At 54.2% G+C, this 19,581-nt stretch carries 16 protein-coding genes; 5 read left to right on the top strand and 11 right to left on the bottom strand.

What is annotated here, in order from left to right; genetic code table 11:
• Nucleotides 1-9: 9 nt before the first annotated feature.
• Complete coding sequence (locus ACQKLP_RS15820; protein ID WP_423735073.1) at nucleotides 10-2,100, bottom strand: DUF5916 domain-containing protein; 2,091 nt, start codon at nucleotides 2,098-2,100, stop codon at nucleotides 10-12.
• A 257-nt stretch (nucleotides 2,101-2,357) separates the two neighbouring features.
• Nucleotides 2,358-2,924, bottom strand: coding sequence for a hypothetical protein (locus tag ACQKLP_RS15815; protein WP_427323733.1), 567 nt, complete (start codon nucleotides 2,922-2,924; stop codon nucleotides 2,358-2,360).
• A gap of 149 nt (nucleotides 2,925-3,073) precedes the next feature.
• Here ACQKLP_RS15815 and ACQKLP_RS15810 point away from each other — a divergent pair, with 149 nt between their 5' ends.
• Nucleotides 3,074-4,702, top strand: coding sequence for a DUF4139 domain-containing protein (locus ACQKLP_RS15810; protein WP_427323732.1), 1,629 nt, complete (start codon nucleotides 3,074-3,076; stop codon nucleotides 4,700-4,702).
• Between the two features lie 57 nt (nucleotides 4,703-4,759).
• Here the strand turns inward: ACQKLP_RS15810 and ACQKLP_RS15805 are convergent, their stop codons facing one another.
• The 4 genes from ACQKLP_RS15805 to ACQKLP_RS15790 form a co-directional block, all read right to left on the bottom strand.
• Nucleotides 4,760-5,053 carry a putative quinol monooxygenase gene (locus tag ACQKLP_RS15805; protein ID WP_427323731.1) on the bottom strand — a complete coding sequence of 98 codons (294 nt, stop codon included), beginning with the start codon at nucleotides 5,051-5,053 and terminating at the stop codon, nucleotides 4,760-4,762.
• Nucleotides 5,050-5,664 (bottom strand): NAD(P)H-dependent oxidoreductase, encoded by a 615-nt coding sequence (locus ACQKLP_RS15800; RefSeq protein ID WP_427323730.1) that lies wholly within the window; start codon nucleotides 5,662-5,664, stop codon nucleotides 5,050-5,052. The genes ACQKLP_RS15805 and ACQKLP_RS15800 overlap by 4 nt, the downstream gene beginning before the upstream one ends.
• Before the next feature lie 23 nt (nucleotides 5,665-5,687).
• The gene (locus tag ACQKLP_RS15795) at nucleotides 5,688-6,671 is read right to left on the bottom strand and encodes an aldo/keto reductase (RefSeq protein ID WP_427323729.1); all 984 of its coding nucleotides are present in this window, start codon (nucleotides 6,669-6,671) and stop codon (nucleotides 5,688-5,690) included.
• Nucleotides 6,672-6,800: 129 nt separating this feature from the next.
• Nucleotides 6,801-7,985, bottom strand: coding sequence for an MFS transporter (locus tag ACQKLP_RS15790; RefSeq protein WP_427323728.1), 1,185 nt, complete (start codon nucleotides 7,983-7,985; stop codon nucleotides 6,801-6,803).
• A gap of 90 nt (nucleotides 7,986-8,075) precedes the next feature.
• Here ACQKLP_RS15790 and ACQKLP_RS15785 point away from each other — a divergent pair, with 90 nt between their 5' ends.
• Together ACQKLP_RS15785 and ACQKLP_RS15780 are read left to right on the top strand one after the other, a co-directional pair.
• Nucleotides 8,076-8,981, top strand: coding sequence for a LysR family transcriptional regulator (locus ACQKLP_RS15785; protein WP_427323727.1), 906 nt, complete (start codon nucleotides 8,076-8,078; stop codon nucleotides 8,979-8,981).
• 172 nt (nucleotides 8,982-9,153) lie between these two features.
• Nucleotides 9,154-9,678, top strand: a complete 525-nt coding sequence (locus tag ACQKLP_RS15780) for a GNAT family N-acetyltransferase (protein WP_427323726.1) — start codon at nucleotides 9,154-9,156, stop codon at nucleotides 9,676-9,678.
• 73 nt (nucleotides 9,679-9,751) lie between these two features.
• Here ACQKLP_RS15780 and ACQKLP_RS15775 read toward each other — a convergent pair whose 3' ends face one another.
• From ACQKLP_RS15775 to ACQKLP_RS15760, 4 genes are all read right to left on the bottom strand, one after another.
• Nucleotides 9,752-11,608, bottom strand: a complete 1,857-nt coding sequence (locus ACQKLP_RS15775) for a PQQ-binding-like beta-propeller repeat protein (protein ID WP_427323725.1) — start codon at nucleotides 11,606-11,608, stop codon at nucleotides 9,752-9,754.
• Between the two features lie 272 nt (nucleotides 11,609-11,880).
• A complete protein-coding gene (locus ACQKLP_RS15770; protein WP_427323724.1) occupies nucleotides 11,881-13,137 on the bottom strand; it encodes a tetratricopeptide repeat protein in 1,257 nt (418 codons plus the stop codon).
• Nucleotide 13,138: 1 nt separating this feature from the next.
• Nucleotides 13,139-14,461 (bottom strand): AAA family ATPase, encoded by a 1,323-nt coding sequence (locus ACQKLP_RS15765; RefSeq protein WP_427323722.1) that lies wholly within the window; start codon nucleotides 14,459-14,461, stop codon nucleotides 13,139-13,141.
• Between the two features lie 28 nt (nucleotides 14,462-14,489).
• The gene (locus ACQKLP_RS15760) at nucleotides 14,490-15,641 is read right to left on the bottom strand and encodes a putative sensor domain DACNV-containing protein (protein ID WP_427323721.1); all 1,152 of its coding nucleotides are present in this window, start codon (nucleotides 15,639-15,641) and stop codon (nucleotides 14,490-14,492) included.
• 154 nt (nucleotides 15,642-15,795) lie between these two features.
• Between ACQKLP_RS15760 and ACQKLP_RS15755 the strand changes: the two genes are divergently transcribed.
• Together ACQKLP_RS15755 and gloA2 are read left to right on the top strand one after the other, a co-directional pair.
• Entirely contained in the window at nucleotides 15,796-17,739 is a 1,944-nt protein-coding gene (locus ACQKLP_RS15755) for a lectin-like domain-containing protein (protein ID WP_427323719.1), read from the top strand.
• Between the two features lie 16 nt (nucleotides 17,740-17,755).
• Nucleotides 17,756-18,145 (top strand): SMU1112c/YaeR family gloxylase I-like metalloprotein, encoded by a 390-nt coding sequence (gene gloA2, locus ACQKLP_RS15750; protein ID WP_427323718.1) that lies wholly within the window; start codon nucleotides 17,756-17,758, stop codon nucleotides 18,143-18,145.
• Here gloA2 and ACQKLP_RS15745 read toward each other — a convergent pair whose 3' ends face one another.
• Nucleotides 18,146-19,513 (bottom strand): Gfo/Idh/MocA family oxidoreductase, encoded by a 1,368-nt coding sequence (locus ACQKLP_RS15745; protein ID WP_427323716.1) that lies wholly within the window; start codon nucleotides 19,511-19,513, stop codon nucleotides 18,146-18,148. It lies immediately after the preceding gene.
• Nucleotides 19,514-19,581 lie beyond the last annotated feature (68 nt).

Raw genomic sequence — 19,581 nt, 5'->3', positions numbered from 1 at the left:
TCTTTTTGGCTAGAGGTTCAGCCAGTACACGAGCTTAAGCACCAGCGCCCGGTTTTTAACGTAGAAAGGCTCGGGCAGGTAATTGTCGGTATAAACGATGAACAGGTCGGAAGCCGGGCGGTAACGCCATTGCAGCCGGGTGTTCAGGTTCATGTTCTTCATTTGCTCGTTGTACTGTACGAATCCTGTGAAGAAAAGCGTGTTGGTCATGGTTACGTCGAGCCGGGGGCCTACGAGCCAGAAACCATTGTCGCCCCAGGGTTGCGGCAGGCTCAGGCGGTTGTAGTTCGCGCTCATGGCGATGCTCACATAAGGCTGGAAACGGTAGCCCAGTTCCCCCGTGGCCGTGAACCGCTTCCCGCCGGCGTAATAACCGCCGTACCGGGCGCTGAGGGCGTAGGTGAGGAGGCTCTGCGGTTTGGACACATAATCCGCGCCCACGGTATTCCAGCTGTGTTTGCTGAAGGCCTGCAGGCTGTCTTTCCCCAGGTTCAGCGGGTCGAATGGTTGCAGCAGCTGGATATAAGTGGTGCTGGCCCAGATGTTCAGGGTGTTTCTGGCGCGCCAGACCATGCCGTAATTCAGCATCACTTCGTTATCGGTGCGTTCCATTTTTTCGGTGAAGAAGTTGGTGGACGTGAGCTGCGGCCCGTGGCTGAGCAATGCGCCCGATTTCGGGAAAAACAGGCGGGTGGCGGTAGGCGCTATCTTGATGTAGCCCGTCCGCGGCACGTATCCCACTTCCGCTTTGTAATTTTTACCGACGTATTCGTGCTGCCAGCCGATGCTCCAGTTTTTGCTCGTGTATTGCAGGTTGCCGGCATGCGCCCAGTCGCGGCTGCTGAGCCCGGGCGAGAAGGATTTGAGCACGAGCGCCTTGCCCGTCCAGAAGTTATTGGCGGAAGCGAGGTTGTACTCCATCCCGAAGTTGCGGTTGTAGCGGGAATAGACGGGGTCTCCGGGTTTTACGTCGGCAGGGTTGTAATTGATCGATTCCTTGTTGATGAGCAACACGCCAACGTTAGATCGGGAGAACACCCTGCGCTGCAACGCGGCAACGGTGAAATTCTGCGCGGGCTGCGCCGTGGCCGACTGTTTGCCCGTCTGCATGTTCATCACGCCCAGGCGCCAGTTGCGGTTCAGCTTGCCGCTGAGGCGCGCGCCGAAATGGATGGGCGCGCCCAACCCGATGCGCCGCGAAAAGAACGGGCGGAGCGTGCTGTACCCGAAGTTGGTGAACTGGTCGCCGTTTTCGAGGAAGAATTGGCGCCGCTCGGGAAAGAACAGCTCGAAGCGGTCGAGGTTCGTCACCTGCTTGTCTACGTCCACCTGCGAGAAGTCGGGGTTCACGGTCAGGTCGAGGTTGAGGGACGAGGTTACGGCGATCTTGGCGTCCAGCCCGGCGTCTCTCCGCCATTTGGTGGGATTGTCTGAAATATAGTCTTTGTTGAGGCCGCCCAGTACGTAGGGGATAAGGGAGATATTGGGCCCTGCTTTCGGGGGAACGGTATCCCAGTCCAGCACACCGGTATAGGCGAGCGAGGCGGAGGGGAACTGCCTGGGCACGGGGGCCCAGCTGCTTTTTTCGGTGGTTTTCAGATCGTTCCTCCCGAAATTGATCCCCCATTGCCGGATTCCCTTCTTGTACCGGATGGTTTTGAAAGGGATGGAGGCTTCAAACACCCATTTGTCCGGGTAATTCTTTACGACGGACGTCCATTTGTTCTCCCAGCTGAGGTCTACCTTCCCGCCGTCGTACATCAGCCCGTCCCACTGCGCGCCTGCGGCGTTGGAGCCGAATGCGAAGCCGTTGGTCTGATCGTCGAAGGGGTCGAGGAACATGAGGAAGTTATCGTTTTTGAGGAAAGACCAGTCGCGGCGGAGGCTTTCCACCATATAAGGCCCCGGGGCGCCATTATAGTTGATGACCAGGAGGTAAATCTGGTTATTGTCGTACGTCATCTTCACGTCTGTCCGCACTTTGGCGAAGCTCGTGTCCATCGGCAGGATCATGAAAAAGTCGGATGCCGAGTCCGCGTTCTGCCAGGCGGGCTCGTCAACGATCCCGTCGATCTTGATAGCGGAAGTCGCTTTTCGCATCTTCAGCCGGTAATTTTCGTTTTTTTTCTGTGCCGCCGCATGGAGCGTGAATATGCAGCCCAATAAACATGGAATGATTCGTCGCAATGTGTGATGTGTTTCCGGGTTAGGGGGGCCAAAATACGCAAAACGTGGCCGGGTTGTATCTCCGTTCATGTAAAAAGCAAAAGACCGGCATAAAGCCGGCCTTTTAATCCTCTACTGAAAACACTCACACGATTCCTTTCGCTCACACTTACTTGCTGTTGATTCTTTGATTAAATCGTTTCGTTATATATCGTCTTTAGTTTGAACATTTTTGAAAACTCGTCGTACCGCGCCAGTTCGTCGTTGCTGCGGAACTGCATATCGAGCAGCTGGTGGAATTTCCCGTTGCCGGGGAATGCCTGTTTGAGGTTGCCGACGGTCAGTTCTTTCACTTCGCTGCCGGGATGGGCACTGAAATAGAATTTCGTTTCCTTCACACGGCCTTTGCCTTTCGTCACTTCCACATCCCTGCTATATATCGGGAATCCTTTCGCGTCGATGATTTTGTAGGCGTCGTTCCCTACAAACCTGAAATCCTGCTGTTTTTTATCGCGGTAACCGTATAACTGGCTTTTTTCGAGCATCATGGACTGATCGCCATGCATTACTTTTACTTTACCGTGCTGAAAGGGTACGTTGGGCCTGATCTTGTGATGGGCGGCCCCGTAGCTCACCTTTCCGGCCGCAAAATCGTCTGCCGAAAGATAGAGACCGGTTTTACCGGTTTGCGCCATCGCCGGAAGGCTGAGCGCAACACCTAACAAGGCGGCAGATAAAGTCGGAAATATGCGCTTCATGCTGTTCGTTTTGGTGTAAGGCAAATGTACCGCGGAACGCTTCCCCCGATCATGACAAAAATCATGTTACAACACCTTTTGGGATTTTTTAACATTTCATTTATGGAAAAGGAGAAAATACCGCATCCGGAAGGTAAAAAAGCACGGCTATGATAAAAGGAATCACAATTTTCGGGCTGGTAACATTAATGGCGCTGAACGCCGACGCGCAACAAATTTCTCCCGCCGCGCTCAAATCGGTGACGGTTTACGGCGATGGGGCGGAAATGGTACATACGGCACGCGTGCTGGTTCCCAAGGGCGTCAGCAAGGTGATCATCACGAAAGTGGCGGGCAATATCGACGAAAGCAGCATCCAGGTAAGCGCCCCGGGCGGCGTCACCATCATGAGCGCCACTTTCGGCCGGAATTTCCTGCCGGTGATCGAGGAAAAACCGGGATTCCGGATGTTGAAAGACAGCCTCGAATCCGTGAAATTGTCCCTGTCCAGGATCCGGAACGTGCGCACGGCGCAGGAAGGCACCCTCGCGCTGCTGGACAAGAACCAGTCGCTGGGAGGTAAAGACGCCACGGTGGCCGAACTGACCAAGCTGGCGGAATATTACACTGCCAAGCAGATCGAGCTGCGGAACAGTATTTATGGACTGGTGGAAAAGGAAACGAAGCAAATGCAGCTCATCGCGCGGATCGAACAGCAGCTCAGGGAGATGAACGAAAACCCCGAAGCCGCCGGCGGCCAGATCGCGCTGCAGCTCACATCACCCGCGGAAGTGAACGGTATGATGGAAATCCGTTACGTAACCCCCGACGCAGGCTGGGAAACGCATTACGACCTGAAGCTCGAATCCATCGCCAAACCCCTGAAACTCATTTACAAAGCGAACGTGCATCAAAACACGGGCCTCGACTGGAAAAATGTAAAGCTCACCCTGAACACGGGCAATCCTTCCAGCGCCGGCACCGCGCCGGAGCTACGCACCTGGTTCCTCTATCCCGAAATGCAGCATGTGCTGGGGGGAAAGGTAGCTGGATTGAGCGAAGTGGTAGTGGTTGGGTACGGTAATGCAAAAAATGAGGAGGCGGATATGCAATTCAGCAAAAGAGCGAAAATGGCCCCCGCGCCGCCTCCGCCGCCCGTTTCTGCCGTTCCGGCTTCCATCGTACAACACCAGACCAGCGCGAGCTTCGACATCGATATTCCCTATGACATCGCCGGCAATGGCGAAAATCATTCGGTGGTACTGAAGGAAATGGACATGCCGTCCGGGTACACCTACTATTCCGTTCCGAAACTCGACCAGGATGCGTTCCTCGTGGCCAACGTGAAAGATTTCGCGGCTTACAATTTACTGCCCGGCGAAGCGAATATCATGATCGGCAATCTGTACGCCGGCAAAACGATGATCGATCCGCAGGCTACGGAAGATACGCTGAAAGTGAGCCTCGGCCGCGACAGGCAGGTAGTGGTGCGCAGGGAGCTTATGGCGCAGACGAGCGGCACGAAAATGATCGGCAGCTCCGTCCGCAAAACGTTTACCTACGAAATCAGGGTGCGCAACGGGAAGCAGGAGGCGATCAGGCTGCAGTTGAAAGACCAGTATCCCGTGTCGACCGACAAAAACGTCGAAGTGGAGCTGACCGAAGCGTCCGGCGCGGAAAAGAACGCCGAAACCGGGGAGCTGACGTGGGAGCTGGATATGAAGCCCGGCGAATCGAAAACGCTCCGTCTCACTTATACCGTCAAACATCCGAAAGGCATGCAATACCAGGGTTTATAGGATAGCGTCAATCATGACGGATGCGCGGGCGAAAGTCCGCGCATTTTTTTTGAAATTTCAAGGATCAATGATGTGAGTGACATAAATCTGTGGTGGTTCCAGTAATTTGGCCTGCGCTATATTCCCAAATTCCAGGATATAAGGTTGTTGGTTATGTGCATCTAAACCTTGCTGATCTTTCCAGATCTCGTAGAAAACAAAAACATGTTTATCGTCCAGTCCCTGATGCAGATCGTACTGTATGCAAGCTGCTTCTTTCCTGGTTTCGGTAACCATATTGCGTACAGCTTTTTCAACTTCGGGCAGATATTCGGGCTTTACTTTTATGACAGCGGTTAAATAAATCTTCATGCGTATTGATTTTCTAGTTGAAGGACCTTGTTTAAATGTGCGATATATGCTTTGCGATAATTTTCGATGCGTTCGCTGGTGGCATTCTTTTCCAAATCGTGGAAATGGAATCCTTCGAGCCTTTCCATGCCGGTAAACTGGTTCATTTTATGAAAACCGAACAATATCCCGTCATCGACGGCAACCTGGTCAAAAAATTCTCCCGGTAAAGTAAAGGCGGTTTCCGGGGCATTCCAGGTGGAGTTGACCATGTATTTTTTTCCATGCATCAAACCGCCTGTTCCGTAGTTGATATCTGGATTTTGCCGGGAGCGCCCGTCGTTCTTATAGATGCCGTTTTCATGACCTGCGGTAAAAACTTCATCGATGTAAAACTTCAACCGGTTCGGCACCTGAAACCACCAGATGGGCATGTGGTAAATGATCATATCCGCCCACTTGAAATTTTCCACTTCCGTTTTAGGATTGAATTCGTCGTTGACATTGAAACCCCTGACATGATATCCGTTTTTCTGCAGCGTTTCTTTTGTCCACCTGTTAAGGGTGTTGTTGAATGCTCCGCCGGAATGTGCAAATTTTTGTCCGCCATTTATTATGAATATATTTTTCATTCTTTTTTAGATTTTAGAAAGATTTAGATTTTAGAAAGACTTGCATTGATAAATGCAATTTCTTCGGGAGTAAGATCAATATCCATTGCTTTTGCATTCGCAATGGCCTGCTCTGCATTTCTTGCGCCCGCCAATACTACGGTAATAGCCGGTTGAAGGGTTGTCCAACGTAATACCAGCTGCGATAAACTTGCGTTTTTACCTGCTGCGAGCGGCTCGATCGTTTGTAGAAATGTTTTTACTTTTTCAAGATCGAACTGTTGAAAATAGCCGTTCCTGTGATCATTGCCCTTCAGTTTTCCTTCCTTGAAGTATTTTCCCGTAAGCAAGCCCCTTTCCATAGGGCTGTAGGCGATAATTCCCAGGTTATTTTCCAGCGCATAGGGGACCAGTTCGTTTTCAATGCTTCTGTTCAACATGCTGTATCCCATTTGATTGCTGGCTATGTGCAATGTTTTACGGGCTTCTTTTACCTGCTCCAGGTTGTAGTTGCTTACACCTGCAGCGCGAATTTTCCCTTGTTGTAAAAGGATTTCCAATGCTTCCATGGTTTCAGCAATGGGAGTGGTGTTATCCGGCCAGTGGATCTGCAACAGGTCGATGTAATCCGTGTCCAGGCGTTTCAGGCTTTCTTCCGCTTCCTTTATCACATTGGCTTTGGAGGCATATTTATAAACCGGGATCGTTTTACCGTTTTCTTCGGCATCAAAGAAGAACGCTCCTTTTCCCTGGTTGCTGCCATCCCATACCAGGCCAAATTTCGAAAGCAATTGGATTTTGCTCCGGTCATAACCCTTGATCGCTTCACCGATCATTGCTTCGCTCAGGCCGAAACCATAAAAAGGTGCGGTGTCCAGCGTGGTTACACCGTTATCAATGGAGGCTCTTACCGATGCGATGGAGTCTTTTTGTTCGTTGCCGCCCCACATATTTCCGCCGATAGCAAAGGCTCCGTATGTAATGGCTGATAATTTCAAATCTGATGTTCCTAGTACTCTGTATTCCATTTTTATTATTATTGTAATTGATTGTGCAAAGTTCTATCATATTAATGATTCACTAAAATAGTATGAATGATAGGTTGGTAACATTAGGATGATAGATCGCTCCACTTCTTTCCTATTCATTTCCTGCTACTATTTTGATTGAAAAACAGGTTTAGGTATGGCGCGGTGCGGCTTCATGTAGCGTACCATGATGATAATACCGGCAATGGTCATCAACGCGCCGATCAGGACCGGCGAAGTATAGCCGTATCCTTTTTCGATGGGAACGCCGCCCATGTACGCGCCCAGTGCATTGGCAATGTTAAAACAGGCAGGCCCTAAAGAAGCCACCAGCATTTCCGAGCCACTTTTCACGTTATTCAGCAATAGTAAAGTGAGGGAAGGCACCAGCGCGAATGTGATAACACCGGTCAGAAACGTCATGGCAACGGAAGCCCAGGCCGTAGGGGCCGCGTAGTAAATTCCCATCATACAGATCAACTGGAATATCAGTACTACTGTCACAACAATGGAAGGGGAAAAGGCGTCCGTCAGTTTCCCGCCGATAAGATTGCCCACAAACATACCCAAACCTGCCAGCACCATGATGTAGGGCATATTTTGTTCTGCAATGCCCGACACTTCGGTCATTAAAGGCGCGATATAACTGATCCAGGCGAAAAGTGCAGCCGGTGCTACTGAAAAGATCAATACCATCAACCATACATTGCTGTCACGGAAAATCGCAAGGTCTTTCCAGGGGCTCGCGCTTCTTTTCACGGCAATCTTTTCAGGCAGCCATAATTTCAGGGCAATTACGGTGATAATGCCTATGGCCACGATCAATAAAAAAGTATATCGCCAGGAAAAATGATGCCCGATATAGGTGCCTAATGGTACACCTAACAGGTTTGCAACCGTTAAGCCTGAAAACATGATAGACACCGCCTGTGCTTCTTTCCCTTTATCGGCAAGGCGGCTGGCCACAACGGACCCCACACCGAAAAAGGCGCCATGCGGCAAACCCGAAACAAACCGTGACACCAATAAAAAATTATAGTTGGGTGCAATGATGGAAAGCCCGTTAAAAATGGTGAACAAAACCATTAGCACCGTTAAGACTTTGGTGGGTGATAAACGGTTCATCCCCAATACAAGCAATGGTGCGCCAACCACGACCCCAAGCGCATAGGCGGTGATCAAATACCCGGCTTCGGGAATAGAAACGCTCAGGCTTTTTGCAACGTCGGGCAGCATGCCCATCATGGTGAATTCTGTGATCCCTATTCCAAGCCCCCCTAATGCAAGCGACAATAAGCTCCTCTTTATTTTCATAGTTTTATTATTGATACTGCAAATTTCTATCATGTAAACTTGCTATTGAAATAATTTAAATAGTATCTTTGTATCATTAAAATAATAGAAATGAGGTGGAATCTGGAATGGTTACGTACCTTTAAGGCGATCTACGAAACCGGGACCTTATCGGCAGCGGCGCAGGAATTGTATATTTCGCAACCTGGCGTTAGCCTGCATCTGAATTCTTTAGAGGCTTATACAGGTTATAAGTTATTTGACAGGGCTGCCAGGAAAATGGTGCCGACTGAAAAGGGGAAAATGTTCTATAATTTTTTAATTGATCCGCTGAAAAAATTAGAGCAGGGCGAAGAACTTTTTCATAAACGGTCGGAGCGTGACCGAACTACCATCAGCTTAGGATTGTGCTTTGAGACTTTTCAATATACACTGGAAGAGCATATCAATCAGCTTCCGTTCAATCTTATCATAAAGTTCGGGGAGTATCCGCAGATGCAGCAGGACCTGGATAATGGTTTGTTGGATTTAATCATAACGCCACAAAAAGGAAATCAGCAAAACTTACAATACCAGCCTTTTTCCAAAGAGCGGATCATTTTGATTGCGGGAAGCAAAACGGATACCGCCGTATTGGTAAAGGTATTGAAAAAAGGGAATGTAAAAGAAGCTAAGGAAATTTTAAAGCAACAGCTCTGGTACAGCACAACTGCCGATACTGAAAATTTAAAGAAATTCTGGTTGGAACATTTTGGTGAACATCCAGACTTTAGTCCCAATTACATAGTTCCAAATATCAGTTCTATTATCCGCTGTTTGAGTGATAGCACTGGTTTCTCAATCGTCCCCGATTTCCTCTGTAAAGATTCAATTGCCGAAGGAAAGGTTAAATTGGTATGGGAAGGTAAAAATCCGTTGGAAAACATTCTATATTTTGGTACGCGGAAAAAAACCATGTATACGGAAGAAATAGCGCGGTTGCAGGGGTTATTTATTGAAAAATTGGACGTAAAATAAACAGGATAATATCCGCGGTATCTGTTTGCAGGTTTTGTTCTGCTTATCGTCGCTTTTGTCCGATCTTTTAAAAATCACACTTTTTCCTGCGCGCTCTTTGATGGTTGTAAGCGATAATCCCGTTACATTTGGGACAGTTATCAAAAAGTAGAACGTTAACCCTGCACAACACATGAAACTTACTATCAGACCAGAAAATCCGGCCGACCAAAAGGCCATCTTCGAAATGAACGCGCTGGTATTCGGCCAGGAAGGGGAAAGCCGGTTGATCGACGAACTGCGCGGCACGGAATGGTTCATTCCGGAATTATCCATCGTGGCATTTGCCGGAGAACATCTCGTAGGGCATATTTTACTGACGCGGCTGCCCTTGCTGGGAGACGACGGTAAAACGTACGAATCGCTGGCGCTGGCGCCCATGGCGGTTACGACGGCGTTGCACGGGCTGGGCATCGGCGGCCAGATGGTCCGTCATGCTTTGCAGGAGGCGCGGGCGCTGGGCTTTGGCTCGGTGATCGTGCTCGGCCATGCGGAGTATTATCCGCGCTTCGGTTTCGTGCCGGCATCGAAATTCGGCATCCGCACGGCGTATGATGTGCCGGACGATGTTTTCATGGCCCAGGAACTGACGCCGGGCGCGCTGGCCGGTAAAGCCGGTCAGGTATCGTACCCGGGTCCGTTCGAAGCCGTGAGCTGATCCCAAAAGGGAAAGCCGGTCAGGTTAACCCCGCCGGCTTCCGATGTTCTGGATGATTCCCGTTCGAAATGATTTATGGTGCCACTTCCAGGCAAACGAGCTTCCCGTCCATGGATGAGGCGAGCACGCGATTGCCGGTGAGCGGTTGTACGGTATTGACGAGACAGTCGGAGAACTGGTGCTTCCAGCGCAAGGCACCGTCTGTAGCGGAAATGGCGCAAACCAGGCCCGATTGTCCGGCGATGAAGACCACGCTGTCCTTTTCGGCGATGGGGGTGGGACAAATCTCATATCCCAGTTGTACGGGCGATTGCCAGACAACTTTTCTTTCCGTTGCGCCTGCATCGAATGCGAGGATGTTCCCCTGCATGGTTTTGGCGTAGACGCGAGAACTGTCTTCCGACATCCCGATCGATTCGCGGACCCATTGCGCATCGTCGCGGAAGCGCCAGATGTTCCGGCCGTTGTCCGTATCGATGACGGTCATGTACCTGTCCGGCGACACGATCCATGCGCGGTTGCGGGAAGCCACGGGCCAAACGGCGGCCGGGGAGAACATCCGGTTGGCTGCGCCGTTGGTCCACTGCCAGAGGAAATCTCCCGTTTGCGCGTTGAGGGCGTAGAACCGGTTGCCCCAGGTCCCGAACAGCACTTTGTTGCCGTACACGAGCGGCCGCATTTCCGCGAAGCCCTTGATGCCCGGGCGCTCCCAGGCTATTTTGCCCGTAGCGATATCCCATGCGCGGCAATACCCGTCCGATCCCGCGATGATGGCGAGGTTGCCCCACAGCGCGGGCGATGAAACGATCGCCATGCCGGTTTCCCGGATCCATGCGCGCTTTCCGTTCGACAGCCAGAGGCAATACACTTTCCCGTCGGAACAGGGGACGATCACCTTCCCGGCGTGGACGAGCGGCGTGGCATATATCTTACCGCCGGCTTTGTAGCGCCAGCGGAGTTTACCGGTTTGCAGATCGGCGGCTTTGATATCGCCGTTCGTGGTGGTGTAAATGACTTTCCCGTCAGCGATGGCCACTGCGCTGCCCATGTCTCCGTCTTCCTGGATTTGCCATTTGATCTTCACATTCGGGAACGAGTCGTTGACGCGTTTGGCGGCATCGTTCGCGATCGGCGGATACTTGTCCGCGCCACCCGTTACCAGGGGCATGCGGTGCCAATCGGGGAGCGTTTGCACGGCGGGGCGCCTTTCGGCGAACAGCACGGAGTCCCGGCGAACGGTCACGAGGTTGTAGCCGCCCACGCTGTCTTTGGCGCGGAGGTTGGAGCGGCACATCACGTTGGGGATGGCCGTGCGGGTGTAGATGCGGTTGGCATGGCCATGGCCGCAAAGCATGAGCTGTACGTTCTTTTCGCGGAGCATGCCGTAAACGTCCAGCCAATTGTTGAGGCCTTCGTCGAGCGGGTAGTGGTTGATGTAAACGATGGGCATGGAAGCGGGGGTACGGTCGAGGGTGTTGTGGAGCCAGACCATGTTTTCCCGCGGCACCTGCCCCGGGCCCATGCGCATGTTGGGGCCGCTGTTGGTGCCGATGAAGCGGTAGCCTTTGTGGTCGAACAGGAAGGTTTCGCTGCCGAACACGGTGCGGAAGGAATTGCAGCCGCTTTCCGACCACTTGGTGTCGTGGTTCCCGGGGATGACGTGCCAGGGTTTCCCAAGCTTGTCCATGGCCTGTTTGGCCATTTTCAGTTCCGCGTCCGACCCGAACTCGGTGACATCTCCCGAAAATATGACGAAATCGATCCCGGGAAGCTGGTTGAGGTCGCGGATGGTGCGCTCCAGGTCGTTCAGCCCCGTTTCCGTGCCAACGTGCGTATCGGTGACGAGCGCGAAGCGGAAAAGGGTGTCCTGCGCGGTGGCAGTGCCGGAAAGCAGGAGCGCTCCCAGCAGCCAGGCTAAGCATGTTTTCATGGTCCCCAAGATACCACGCCGCGGCGGGAAATAAAATGGTTAGCGGGATAACGGCGGAATGGAGGAAGATTGTCGCGCAGGAATAAGTTGGTGTTGGAAAGATGCTTTTTTGCCAGGCCGGAGCTTTTATGATCGCATCATTCATCCAGCAACAAAACGCAGCTTTACGCTGCTGGCGCCGGGCCAGCGCGAATCATTCATCCAGATACAAAAAAAAAGACCGCGGCACAAAGTGCCGCGGGCCATATAACGCACCCTTTTCACAAGGGAATTTATCTGTTGTTTCTCCGGATCATCATGAAATTCACCACCCACTGGAAAGCGATGAACCCGAAAAGGTAAATCATCGACCAGGTGGAGAATGGCTTTCCGGTCATAAAGCCCGTTACGATCGCGGCGATCGCCAGCGCACCCAGCCCGTAAATATACGCCTGCATCAGTAATTGCTGCTTGAACGTGCGGTTACGAACGCTGAGGGGGATCATGTACGAAATGCCCGCGTAGATCATCACGAGCCATCCCGCGCCGCCGCCTGTCGCCAGCATGCCGATGATGCCGGCAACGGCCACGCCAAGGCTCACCGCCACCCAGTTGGAAGCGCTGATCTCCTTATCGTCGAGCATATATTTGCCGTATTTGTTGAACCGGAGGAAAAGGTTGCTCACCGGTTCCATCACCCAGGTCGTAAATGCGAACGCGATGATGAGGTAGACCACGGGCATAAGGTAAGGTGCGAGCTCGGGCCTGGCGGTAGCCATACCGCTGAGGAACCTTGTGGCGAGGTACAGCCCGATGATAAAGGCCCATTGGAATTTTTCGCTGAGCTTGGCCATGAAGAACGCGTACTTCAGGAAGAGGCGGTACACGAGGTATCGGCCTTTCAATGCTTCCACCATGCCGGCCTGCGCCATTTGCATGGACGGATCGATGCGCAGCGCTTCCCGGAAATGCTCCAGTGCTTTTTTGGAATCGCCTTTTTCGAGGAGGCCCCAGCCGTAGTTGGCGTGCGTATAGGCGTTCTCGGGATCGTGGCGGAAAGCGTTTTCCATGCCCTCGAACGATTCTTCCTTGCGGTTCAGTTTCAGGAGCGCCGTGCTGCGGGCGTTGATGGCATATATGTTCTCGGGGTCAATCTGCAGGCCCCGTTCGGCCATGGCCAGCGCTTCGGAGAATTTCTTGCGCTGGTTGAGCAGCAGGGCGTAGGTAGCATAATATCCCGCTTCCTGCGGATCGAGGCGGATGGCTTCGCGCAGGTCGGCTTCGGCGGCGTTGTAATCTTCGTTATTGAGGTGGATGCGCGCGCGCTGGTAATACAGCCTGTCGTCTGCCGGGTCGAGGCCGATGGTATCGTTTACGATCTGGAGGGCTTCGTCGTGCTGGTCCAGCTGGATCTTCACTTCGGCCAGCAGTCCCAGGGCGTTGGTGTCCATAGGGTAGCGGGCCAGCGTTTGCTGGATTGCGGTTTCCGCTTCGCGGTATTTTCGGTGCTGCATAAGGTATACAGCGCGTTCGATCATGTTGTGGTCCATGTCATTTCATGTTTTTCAGGTACAGGAGGATGTCGTCGTACAGCCCAGCTTCGTTGGCATACAGGGCAAAGTTCTTGGCCACGGAAAACCATTCCCGCGTACTGGCCCGGTGGCGCTTGGCCGCCGCCAGCAGGTCTTTGGTGCGGATGGGCTGGGGGATGCCGTCTTTGAAGGATTCTTCCAGTTTTGCTTCTACCGCCATATCGATCACCGCTTCGATGTCGGCGCCCGAGAACTCGGGGATTTGTTTGCTGATGGCTTCATAATCCACCTGTTCCACCGGCTTGCTCTGCAATTTCTTTTGCAGCATGGCCGTGCGCGCGGGCTGGTCCGGCGGGGGAACGAAAATCATCCTGTCGAACCGGCCGGGCCTGCGGAACGCGGGGTCCATATGCCAGGGCGTATTGGTAGCGCCCAGGATAAGGATGCCGGAATTGTCGTATTCCACACCATCCAGCTCCTGTAAAAACTGGTTGATGAGCTGGCGCCCGGCGGATTGCTTCATATCGTTGCGGTTGGCGCCGATGGCGTCTATCTCGTCGAAGAAAAGCACGCAGGGCGTATTGTCGCGCGCATATTCGAAAATACGGTGAAGGTTTTTCTCGCTGTTGCCGAGGTACATATCGAGGATCTCGTTGAGCCCCACATTAATGAACCGCGCGTTCACCTGTCCGGCAGTGGCCTTGGCGATCATGGTTTTGCCGCATCCCGGCGGGCCGTACAGCAAAATGCTGCCGCCCGTCTTTTTCCCGTACGCCTTATACAGTTCCGGGTGCTGCATGGGCCGGATGATCTTGACGTCGATCTCCTTTTTTACATGTTCCATCCCGCTCACGTCCGCAAACGTGATGTCGGGTTTTTGCATGAACATCGTGAGGTTTTCTTCGTCGTACTCATCATCGTCGCCACCCATGTCGTTCGTGAAACTGCGGACGCGCAGCTGGCTGTCCAGTTCCGGGTCCGAGAATTCGGGATGGATGTCCAGCAGCTGCTGATAGGTGCGGATGGCGGTATCCATGTCGTTTTCCTTCAGCAGGGAGCGGGTATATAGGAGGAGCACGTCCAGGTTATCGGGTTGTGTGCGCATGAGGTCTTCCAGGATCACATTGCAGGTGGCATAAGCGCCCTTGCGATAGTAAACCCTGGCCAGGCCGATCAGCGCTTTTTCGCCGGGAGCTTTGGCGAGGGCTTCGCGGAATTCCTGCTCGGCTTCGTCGAACCGGTCCATTTGCAGGAGGGTTTCGGCGAGATGGAGCCGTAGCGGCACATTGTCTGGCGAAAATTTCAACGCCTCGCGGAGGCTATCGATCGTTTGTTGTGACATAATGGTGAAATCGGGAAATGAGAGATGGTCAGATCAGTAAAACGTCTATCCGGTGCGCCATGACGATCTGCGAGTCGGGCGACCAGGAGAAGACGGTGAAATAGCCGTCCTGCGAAGCTACCAGCGCCTGCGCATCGCGCTGGTCGTACACGAACTGCGCGGCGGAAAGGTGCCTGGTGCCGCCGAGGCGGGAAGGGTGCATGAGAAGCGGCTGGCGGTCGGTAACGGGCTCGGTGAGCAGTACTTCTTCGACGGGTTGGGAGTTGGCGGCCCGGGTGATCTTGGTGCCGAAGGCCAGCAGTTCGTGGCGGTCGTTGATGACGGTGGCGCCGTCTACCGCCGTCAGTCCCGTTACATAGGCGACTTCGCGGCGGAGCGCGTTTTGCCAGTAGATCTCGCTGGTGGGCTCGCCGTCTTGCCGGATGAGGTCGGCCACGCCGCTGAAAGCGGGGGATACGGGATAGGTGAGCGGCTGCACGATGGATTCTTTCCATTTATCATGCTGGTGGGGCGTCACGAGGAGCGTTCCTCCGCGGCGGTGCGCCCGCATCGACACGGCGATCTGTATCAGCACGTTCACCGGGTGGTTCCACAGCGGCGAGGCGTGGATCCCCAGGAGCGAAGTGAGCATGTTCGGGCAATCGGTCCGGATGCCGCATTGTTCGTTGACCACTTTCACCGAATCGCCCTGCAGCACGGCCACGTTGATGAACTTGCCGAGCCCTGCGGCGCGGCGGTGCTTCACCACCAGGAGCCCCGGTTCGGACACGTCCAGCACGAAACAGTATTTCGGCAGGGTGAGGGTAGTACCCCAGATCACCATTTCCCCGTTCTCTTCCCACACGCCTACATGCACGCCGGCCCGCTCCACGCCCGGCGCCAGCTTGGCCAGCACTTTGGGCGAATAGGGCAACCGGTGCTCGAAAAGCAGGGGCTTGCCGGCTTCCGTGGGTTGCAGAAATGCGATCGAGATGCGGGTAGGGAGGCCTTCCTCTTTCCGTAAACTGGCCCAGAAGGCCACGTCGATGATCTGTTCGATTTGCCGGGCCGTGGGCACGCTCGCCAGTCCTTCTTCGTCTTGCTGCGCCCGGGCTTCGTCCAGGTGCCGCAAAAAATGCTGCTCGATCGTTCCGGCTACATTAGCGGCCGCCTGGTAGGTGGTGCCGTTCTTCCATTCCATATGCACGTTTCTTGGAGGTGCTAATTTAGACTTTTTCGGGGCAATCAGGCAGTTCACATTACCTAAACCAGTAAAATATCCCGGATTCTCCCGCACATCGCCCCATCCCGCCCGTTTTTTACCTATCTTGTCCGGATATCGCCCAGCAATCGTCATGAAGCGCGCCAACAGCCTTATTTCCTGTCTGCTATTTTCGTGGATCACCGCATCGGCACAGTCTGCACAGCAGCCCTACATCCTCAATGGCTCCGCTACGCAACAGAGCTGCAACTGCTACGTGCTCACGCCCGACCAGCTGCAATCCAGCGGCTCGGTGTGGAATAAAAACAAGATCAGCCTCCTGCAGTCTTTCGATTATACGTTCGAAATTTATCTCGGATGTAAAGACCAGGCCGGGGCCGACGGGATGGGCTTCGTGCTGCAGACCAAAGGCACCAACCTCGGCGGCAACGGGCAGGGCCTCGGGTTTAAGGGGATTTCCCCTTCAGTGGGCATCCTCGTCGACACCTGGCACAATGCAGACGAAAACGATCCCGCGTTCGATCATCTCTCCATCCAGATCAACGGCGTGTCTAACCATGCCGCGCCGGAAAACATCGCCGGGCCCACGCAACTGCTGGCCGGGAAAGATAATATCGAAGACTGCCAGTGGCATCTTTTCCGCATCCGGTGGAACGCAACGGCGCACCAGCTGGATGTTTGGGTAGACGGGCAGCTCCGGCAGTCGGTCGTGAAGGATCTGGTGGGCGAAGTTTTCGGGAACGACCCGATGGTGTTCTGGGGCTTTGCCGCCGCTACCGCCGGCGCTTCCAACCTGCAGCAATTCTGCGCGGCGCTCCGCCCGAAATTCCAGTTCAACGGTGGACAGATTTTCTGCGACGGAACGCCCGTTACCTTTCTCGACAATTCCAGCTCTTTTGGCACCATCACGCGCTGGTACTGGGATTTGGGCGACGGTACGAAGCTCGGCGATCCGCTTCCGAAGCCGCATCTCTATCCCGAAGCGGGGAAATATGAAGTGAAGATGGTGATCGAAGACAATAGCGGATGCATTTCCGATACCCTGAAAAACACCGTGACGATCGGTTCCTATCCCGAAGCGGACTTCGGACACGACACCCTCTGCACCGGCGCCCCGCTACAGCTCAACGACGCCTCCACGGTGGAAGTGGGCACCCTCGGCAAATGGCGCTGGGATTTCGGCGGCGGCAAAACCAGCACCGCACAGCACCCGGTGGCGCCGTATACCGCGCCCGGAACGTATTCCGTAACCCTCGAAACCACGTCTGAAGAAGGTTGTGGCGATATTGTCACGAAAGATATTACCGTTTACCCCACACCAGAAATCTCCGCAACGGCAGCGCACGCCTGCATCGGGGAACCGACCGTTCTGCGGGCTGCCAATCGCACACCGGCCATCACGATCGCCGATTGGTACTGGCAAATCGGCGGGAAAGAAACCATTCACCGGCAAAACACAGGCTACCGCTTTCCGGAACGGGGCAGCTACGCCGTAACCGCATACGCCATTTCCGGTGACGGATGCGCGGCGAAACCCATCGCCCTGGAAGCGAAAGTGACGGACATCGGGCTGGAAGCAGGGCGCGATACGGTCGTTTCCCGCGGACAGCCGCTCCAGCTCCACGCCGTGGCCACAGGCTCCAACCTGCAATACCGCTGGTGGCCCTCCACGGGCCTCAGCGATCCTTCGTCGCCGGAAACCATCGCAGTTCCGGAGAGGGACCAATCGTACCGGCTGACCGTCCGCTCGCCGGAAGGTTGTGTGCAGGAAGACGAACTGATGGTGAAGGTATATACCGGCCCGGAATTCTACGTTCCTACCGGGTTTACGCCGAATAATGACGGTGTGAACGACCGTTTCCGTGTCATCGCGCCGGGCGTTACGCAACTGTCTTTTTTCAGGGTGTGGGACCGTTGGGGCAAGATCGTCTGGGAATCGAAATCGCTGTCCGACCACTGGAACGGCGAAGTGAACGGCAACCCCGCGCCTGCCGGCACTTATGTCTGGATGGTGGAAGGAACGGATTATACGGCAAGGAAATTCAGTCGCCGGGGAACGGTGACCCTCATCCGCTGATTCCTTACCTTTGCCTATGCTGCAACTGCAAAACATCCACCATATCGCCATCATCTGCTCCGATTATAACCGTTCGAAACAGTTTTATACGGAAGTGCTGGGGTTCTCCGTCATCGCAGAAAACTACCGCGCCGCGCGCGACTCCTGGAAGCTCGATCTCGCCCTCAACGGCATATATACCATCGAACTCTTCTCTTTCCCGGAACCTCCGCAAAGGGTTTCATCGCCCGAAGCGCGGGGATTGCGCCATCTCGCGTTTTCCGTCCACGATATCGATGCGGCGGTGAAAAGCCTGGCCGCGCATGGCGTCGCCTGCGAGCCGGTGCGCATCGATGCATTCACGGGTAAAAAATTCACTTTCTTCACGGACCCCGACGGTCTTCCGCTGGAGCTGTACGCGTCCTGATCAGACCAGCAACGCTGCCGGATGCTGCCAGTTGCCGCGATAGGGGCGCTGGAGGAGCGCCGTGGCTTCGCGGTCATTTTGGATGATGCGGCTTTGCGGATCATAGATCACCGGCCGTCCGGTTTGCATGGAAATATTGGCGAGAATGCAGCTCGCCGTGCTGATGTGCCCTTCTTCGATATCGGCTATGGGCCTGCCTTTGCTGGTAATGGCTTCGAGGAAGTTGAGCATATGGAGCCGGGTGGCCGGCGCGGCGTTCAGCTCGATGCCTTTTTCGTTGACGTCTTCCGGGTATTTTTCCTTTTCGTACACCACATCTTTATGGACGGGTTCGCCCTGGCCCTGCGGCGTGAAGTCGTAAGACATGGTACTGGCCCTCAGGGTGCCTTTTTCCCCGTAAAGCGTAAATGCCCAGGGGTATTTGGGATCGGCCGGCGTGCCCCAGGAGCGGTGTTGCCAGGTGCAGTTGAGGCCGTCGTACTCGAAAATGGCGGATTGCGTGTCGGCGATATTCGATTTGCCTTCTTTCTGCACGTAAATGCCGCCGGTGGAACTGATGCGTTTGGGCCATCCGAGCTGCAGCATCCAGCGGACGGTATCGAACATATGGATGCACATATCGCCCATGATGCCGTTGCCGTATTCCATGAAGGTGCGCCACCAGCGGATGTGCGGCAGGCCGTCGAACGGCCGGAGGGGCGCGGGGCCGGTCCACATCTCATAATCGAAATGATCGGGAACGGCCTGTACGGGCGGGTTGCCGTTGGCGCGCATATGATAGTAGCAGCACATTTCGACGTGATGCACCTTGCCTAAAAGCCCTGCGTCCACGATATTCTTTTTCGCGTCGATGAGATGCGGTGTGCTTTTGCGCTGGGTGCCCACCTGCACCACTTTGCCGTATTTCCGCGCGGCGGCCACCATGGCTTCGCCTTCCAAAACGTCTACACTGATCGGCTTCTGGACATACACATTGGCGCCCGATTTGAGGGCGGCGATGGTTTGCAGCGCATGCCAATGGTCGGGCGTGCCTACGAGCACGATATCGAGCTGGTTTTCTGACAACAGTTTCCGGAAGTCGCGGTAAAGCTTTGGTGTTTTGCCGGATTGTTGGCGTTGCGATACCAGCACGGCGGCTTCCTTCAACTGGTTTTCATCCGCATCGCACAGGGCGATCACTTCAACCGGCGCCACCTGTATCAGCCGGAAAAGATCGCTTTTGCCGTACCAGCCGGTGCCGATGAGCCCAACACGGTATGGTTTGGATGGGTTGATGACATCGAGGCCGTATGCGCCGAGGGTGGAAAGCGCCAGCGCGGCGGTAGCCCCTTTCAGAAAATGACGGCGGTTGATATGGAATTGGGTCATGACGTGGAATTTGGATTGATGTCCTTAAAAATAAAGAATTGGCGGCAGGGTTGCAAGGGGGAAAAAAT

This window comes from Chitinophaga sp. NPDC101104, assembly GCF_050277495.1.
Lineage (GTDB): Bacteria > Bacteroidota > Bacteroidia > Chitinophagales > Chitinophagaceae > Chitinophaga.
This window is presented reverse-complemented; position numbering and strand designations above follow the sequence as displayed.

Excerpts from the sequence above, each read along its gene's own strand:
- ACQKLP_RS15820 (WP_423735073.1), bottom strand. The coding sequence starts at position 2,100 with ATGCGAAAAGCGACTTCCGCTATCAAGATCGACGGGATCGTTGACGAG.
- ACQKLP_RS15815 (WP_427323733.1), bottom strand. The coding sequence starts at position 2,924 with ATGAAGCGCATATTTCCGACTTTATCTGCCGCCTTGTTAGGTGTTGCG.
- ACQKLP_RS15810 (WP_427323732.1), top strand. The coding sequence starts at position 3,074 with ATGATAAAAGGAATCACAATTTTCGGGCTGGTAACATTAATGGCGCTG.
- ACQKLP_RS15805 (WP_427323731.1), bottom strand. The coding sequence starts at position 5,053 with ATGAAGATTTATTTAACCGCTGTCATAAAAGTAAAGCCCGAATATCTG.
- ACQKLP_RS15800 (WP_427323730.1), bottom strand. The coding sequence starts at position 5,664 with ATGAAAAATATATTCATAATAAATGGCGGACAAAAATTTGCACATTCC.
- ACQKLP_RS15795 (WP_427323729.1), bottom strand. The coding sequence starts at position 6,671 with ATGGAATACAGAGTACTAGGAACATCAGATTTGAAATTATCAGCCATT.
- ACQKLP_RS15790 (WP_427323728.1), bottom strand. The coding sequence starts at position 7,985 with ATGAAAATAAAGAGGAGCTTATTGTCGCTTGCATTAGGGGGGCTTGGA.
- ACQKLP_RS15785 (WP_427323727.1), top strand. The coding sequence starts at position 8,076 with ATGAGGTGGAATCTGGAATGGTTACGTACCTTTAAGGCGATCTACGAA.
- ACQKLP_RS15780 (WP_427323726.1), top strand. The coding sequence starts at position 9,154 with ATGAAACTTACTATCAGACCAGAAAATCCGGCCGACCAAAAGGCCATC.
- ACQKLP_RS15775 (WP_427323725.1), bottom strand. The coding sequence starts at position 11,608 with ATGAAAACATGCTTAGCCTGGCTGCTGGGAGCGCTCCTGCTTTCCGGC.
- ACQKLP_RS15770 (WP_427323724.1), bottom strand. The coding sequence starts at position 13,137 with ATGGACCACAACATGATCGAACGCGCTGTATACCTTATGCAGCACCGA.
- ACQKLP_RS15765 (WP_427323722.1), bottom strand. The coding sequence starts at position 14,461 with ATGTCACAACAAACGATCGATAGCCTCCGCGAGGCGTTGAAATTTTCG.
- ACQKLP_RS15760 (WP_427323721.1), bottom strand. The coding sequence starts at position 15,641 with ATGGAATGGAAGAACGGCACCACCTACCAGGCGGCCGCTAATGTAGCC.
- ACQKLP_RS15755 (WP_427323719.1), top strand. The coding sequence starts at position 15,796 with ATGAAGCGCGCCAACAGCCTTATTTCCTGTCTGCTATTTTCGTGGATC.
- gloA2 (WP_427323718.1), top strand. The coding sequence starts at position 17,756 with ATGCTGCAACTGCAAAACATCCACCATATCGCCATCATCTGCTCCGAT.
- ACQKLP_RS15745 (WP_427323716.1), bottom strand. The coding sequence starts at position 19,513 with ATGACCCAATTCCATATCAACCGCCGTCATTTTCTGAAAGGGGCTACC.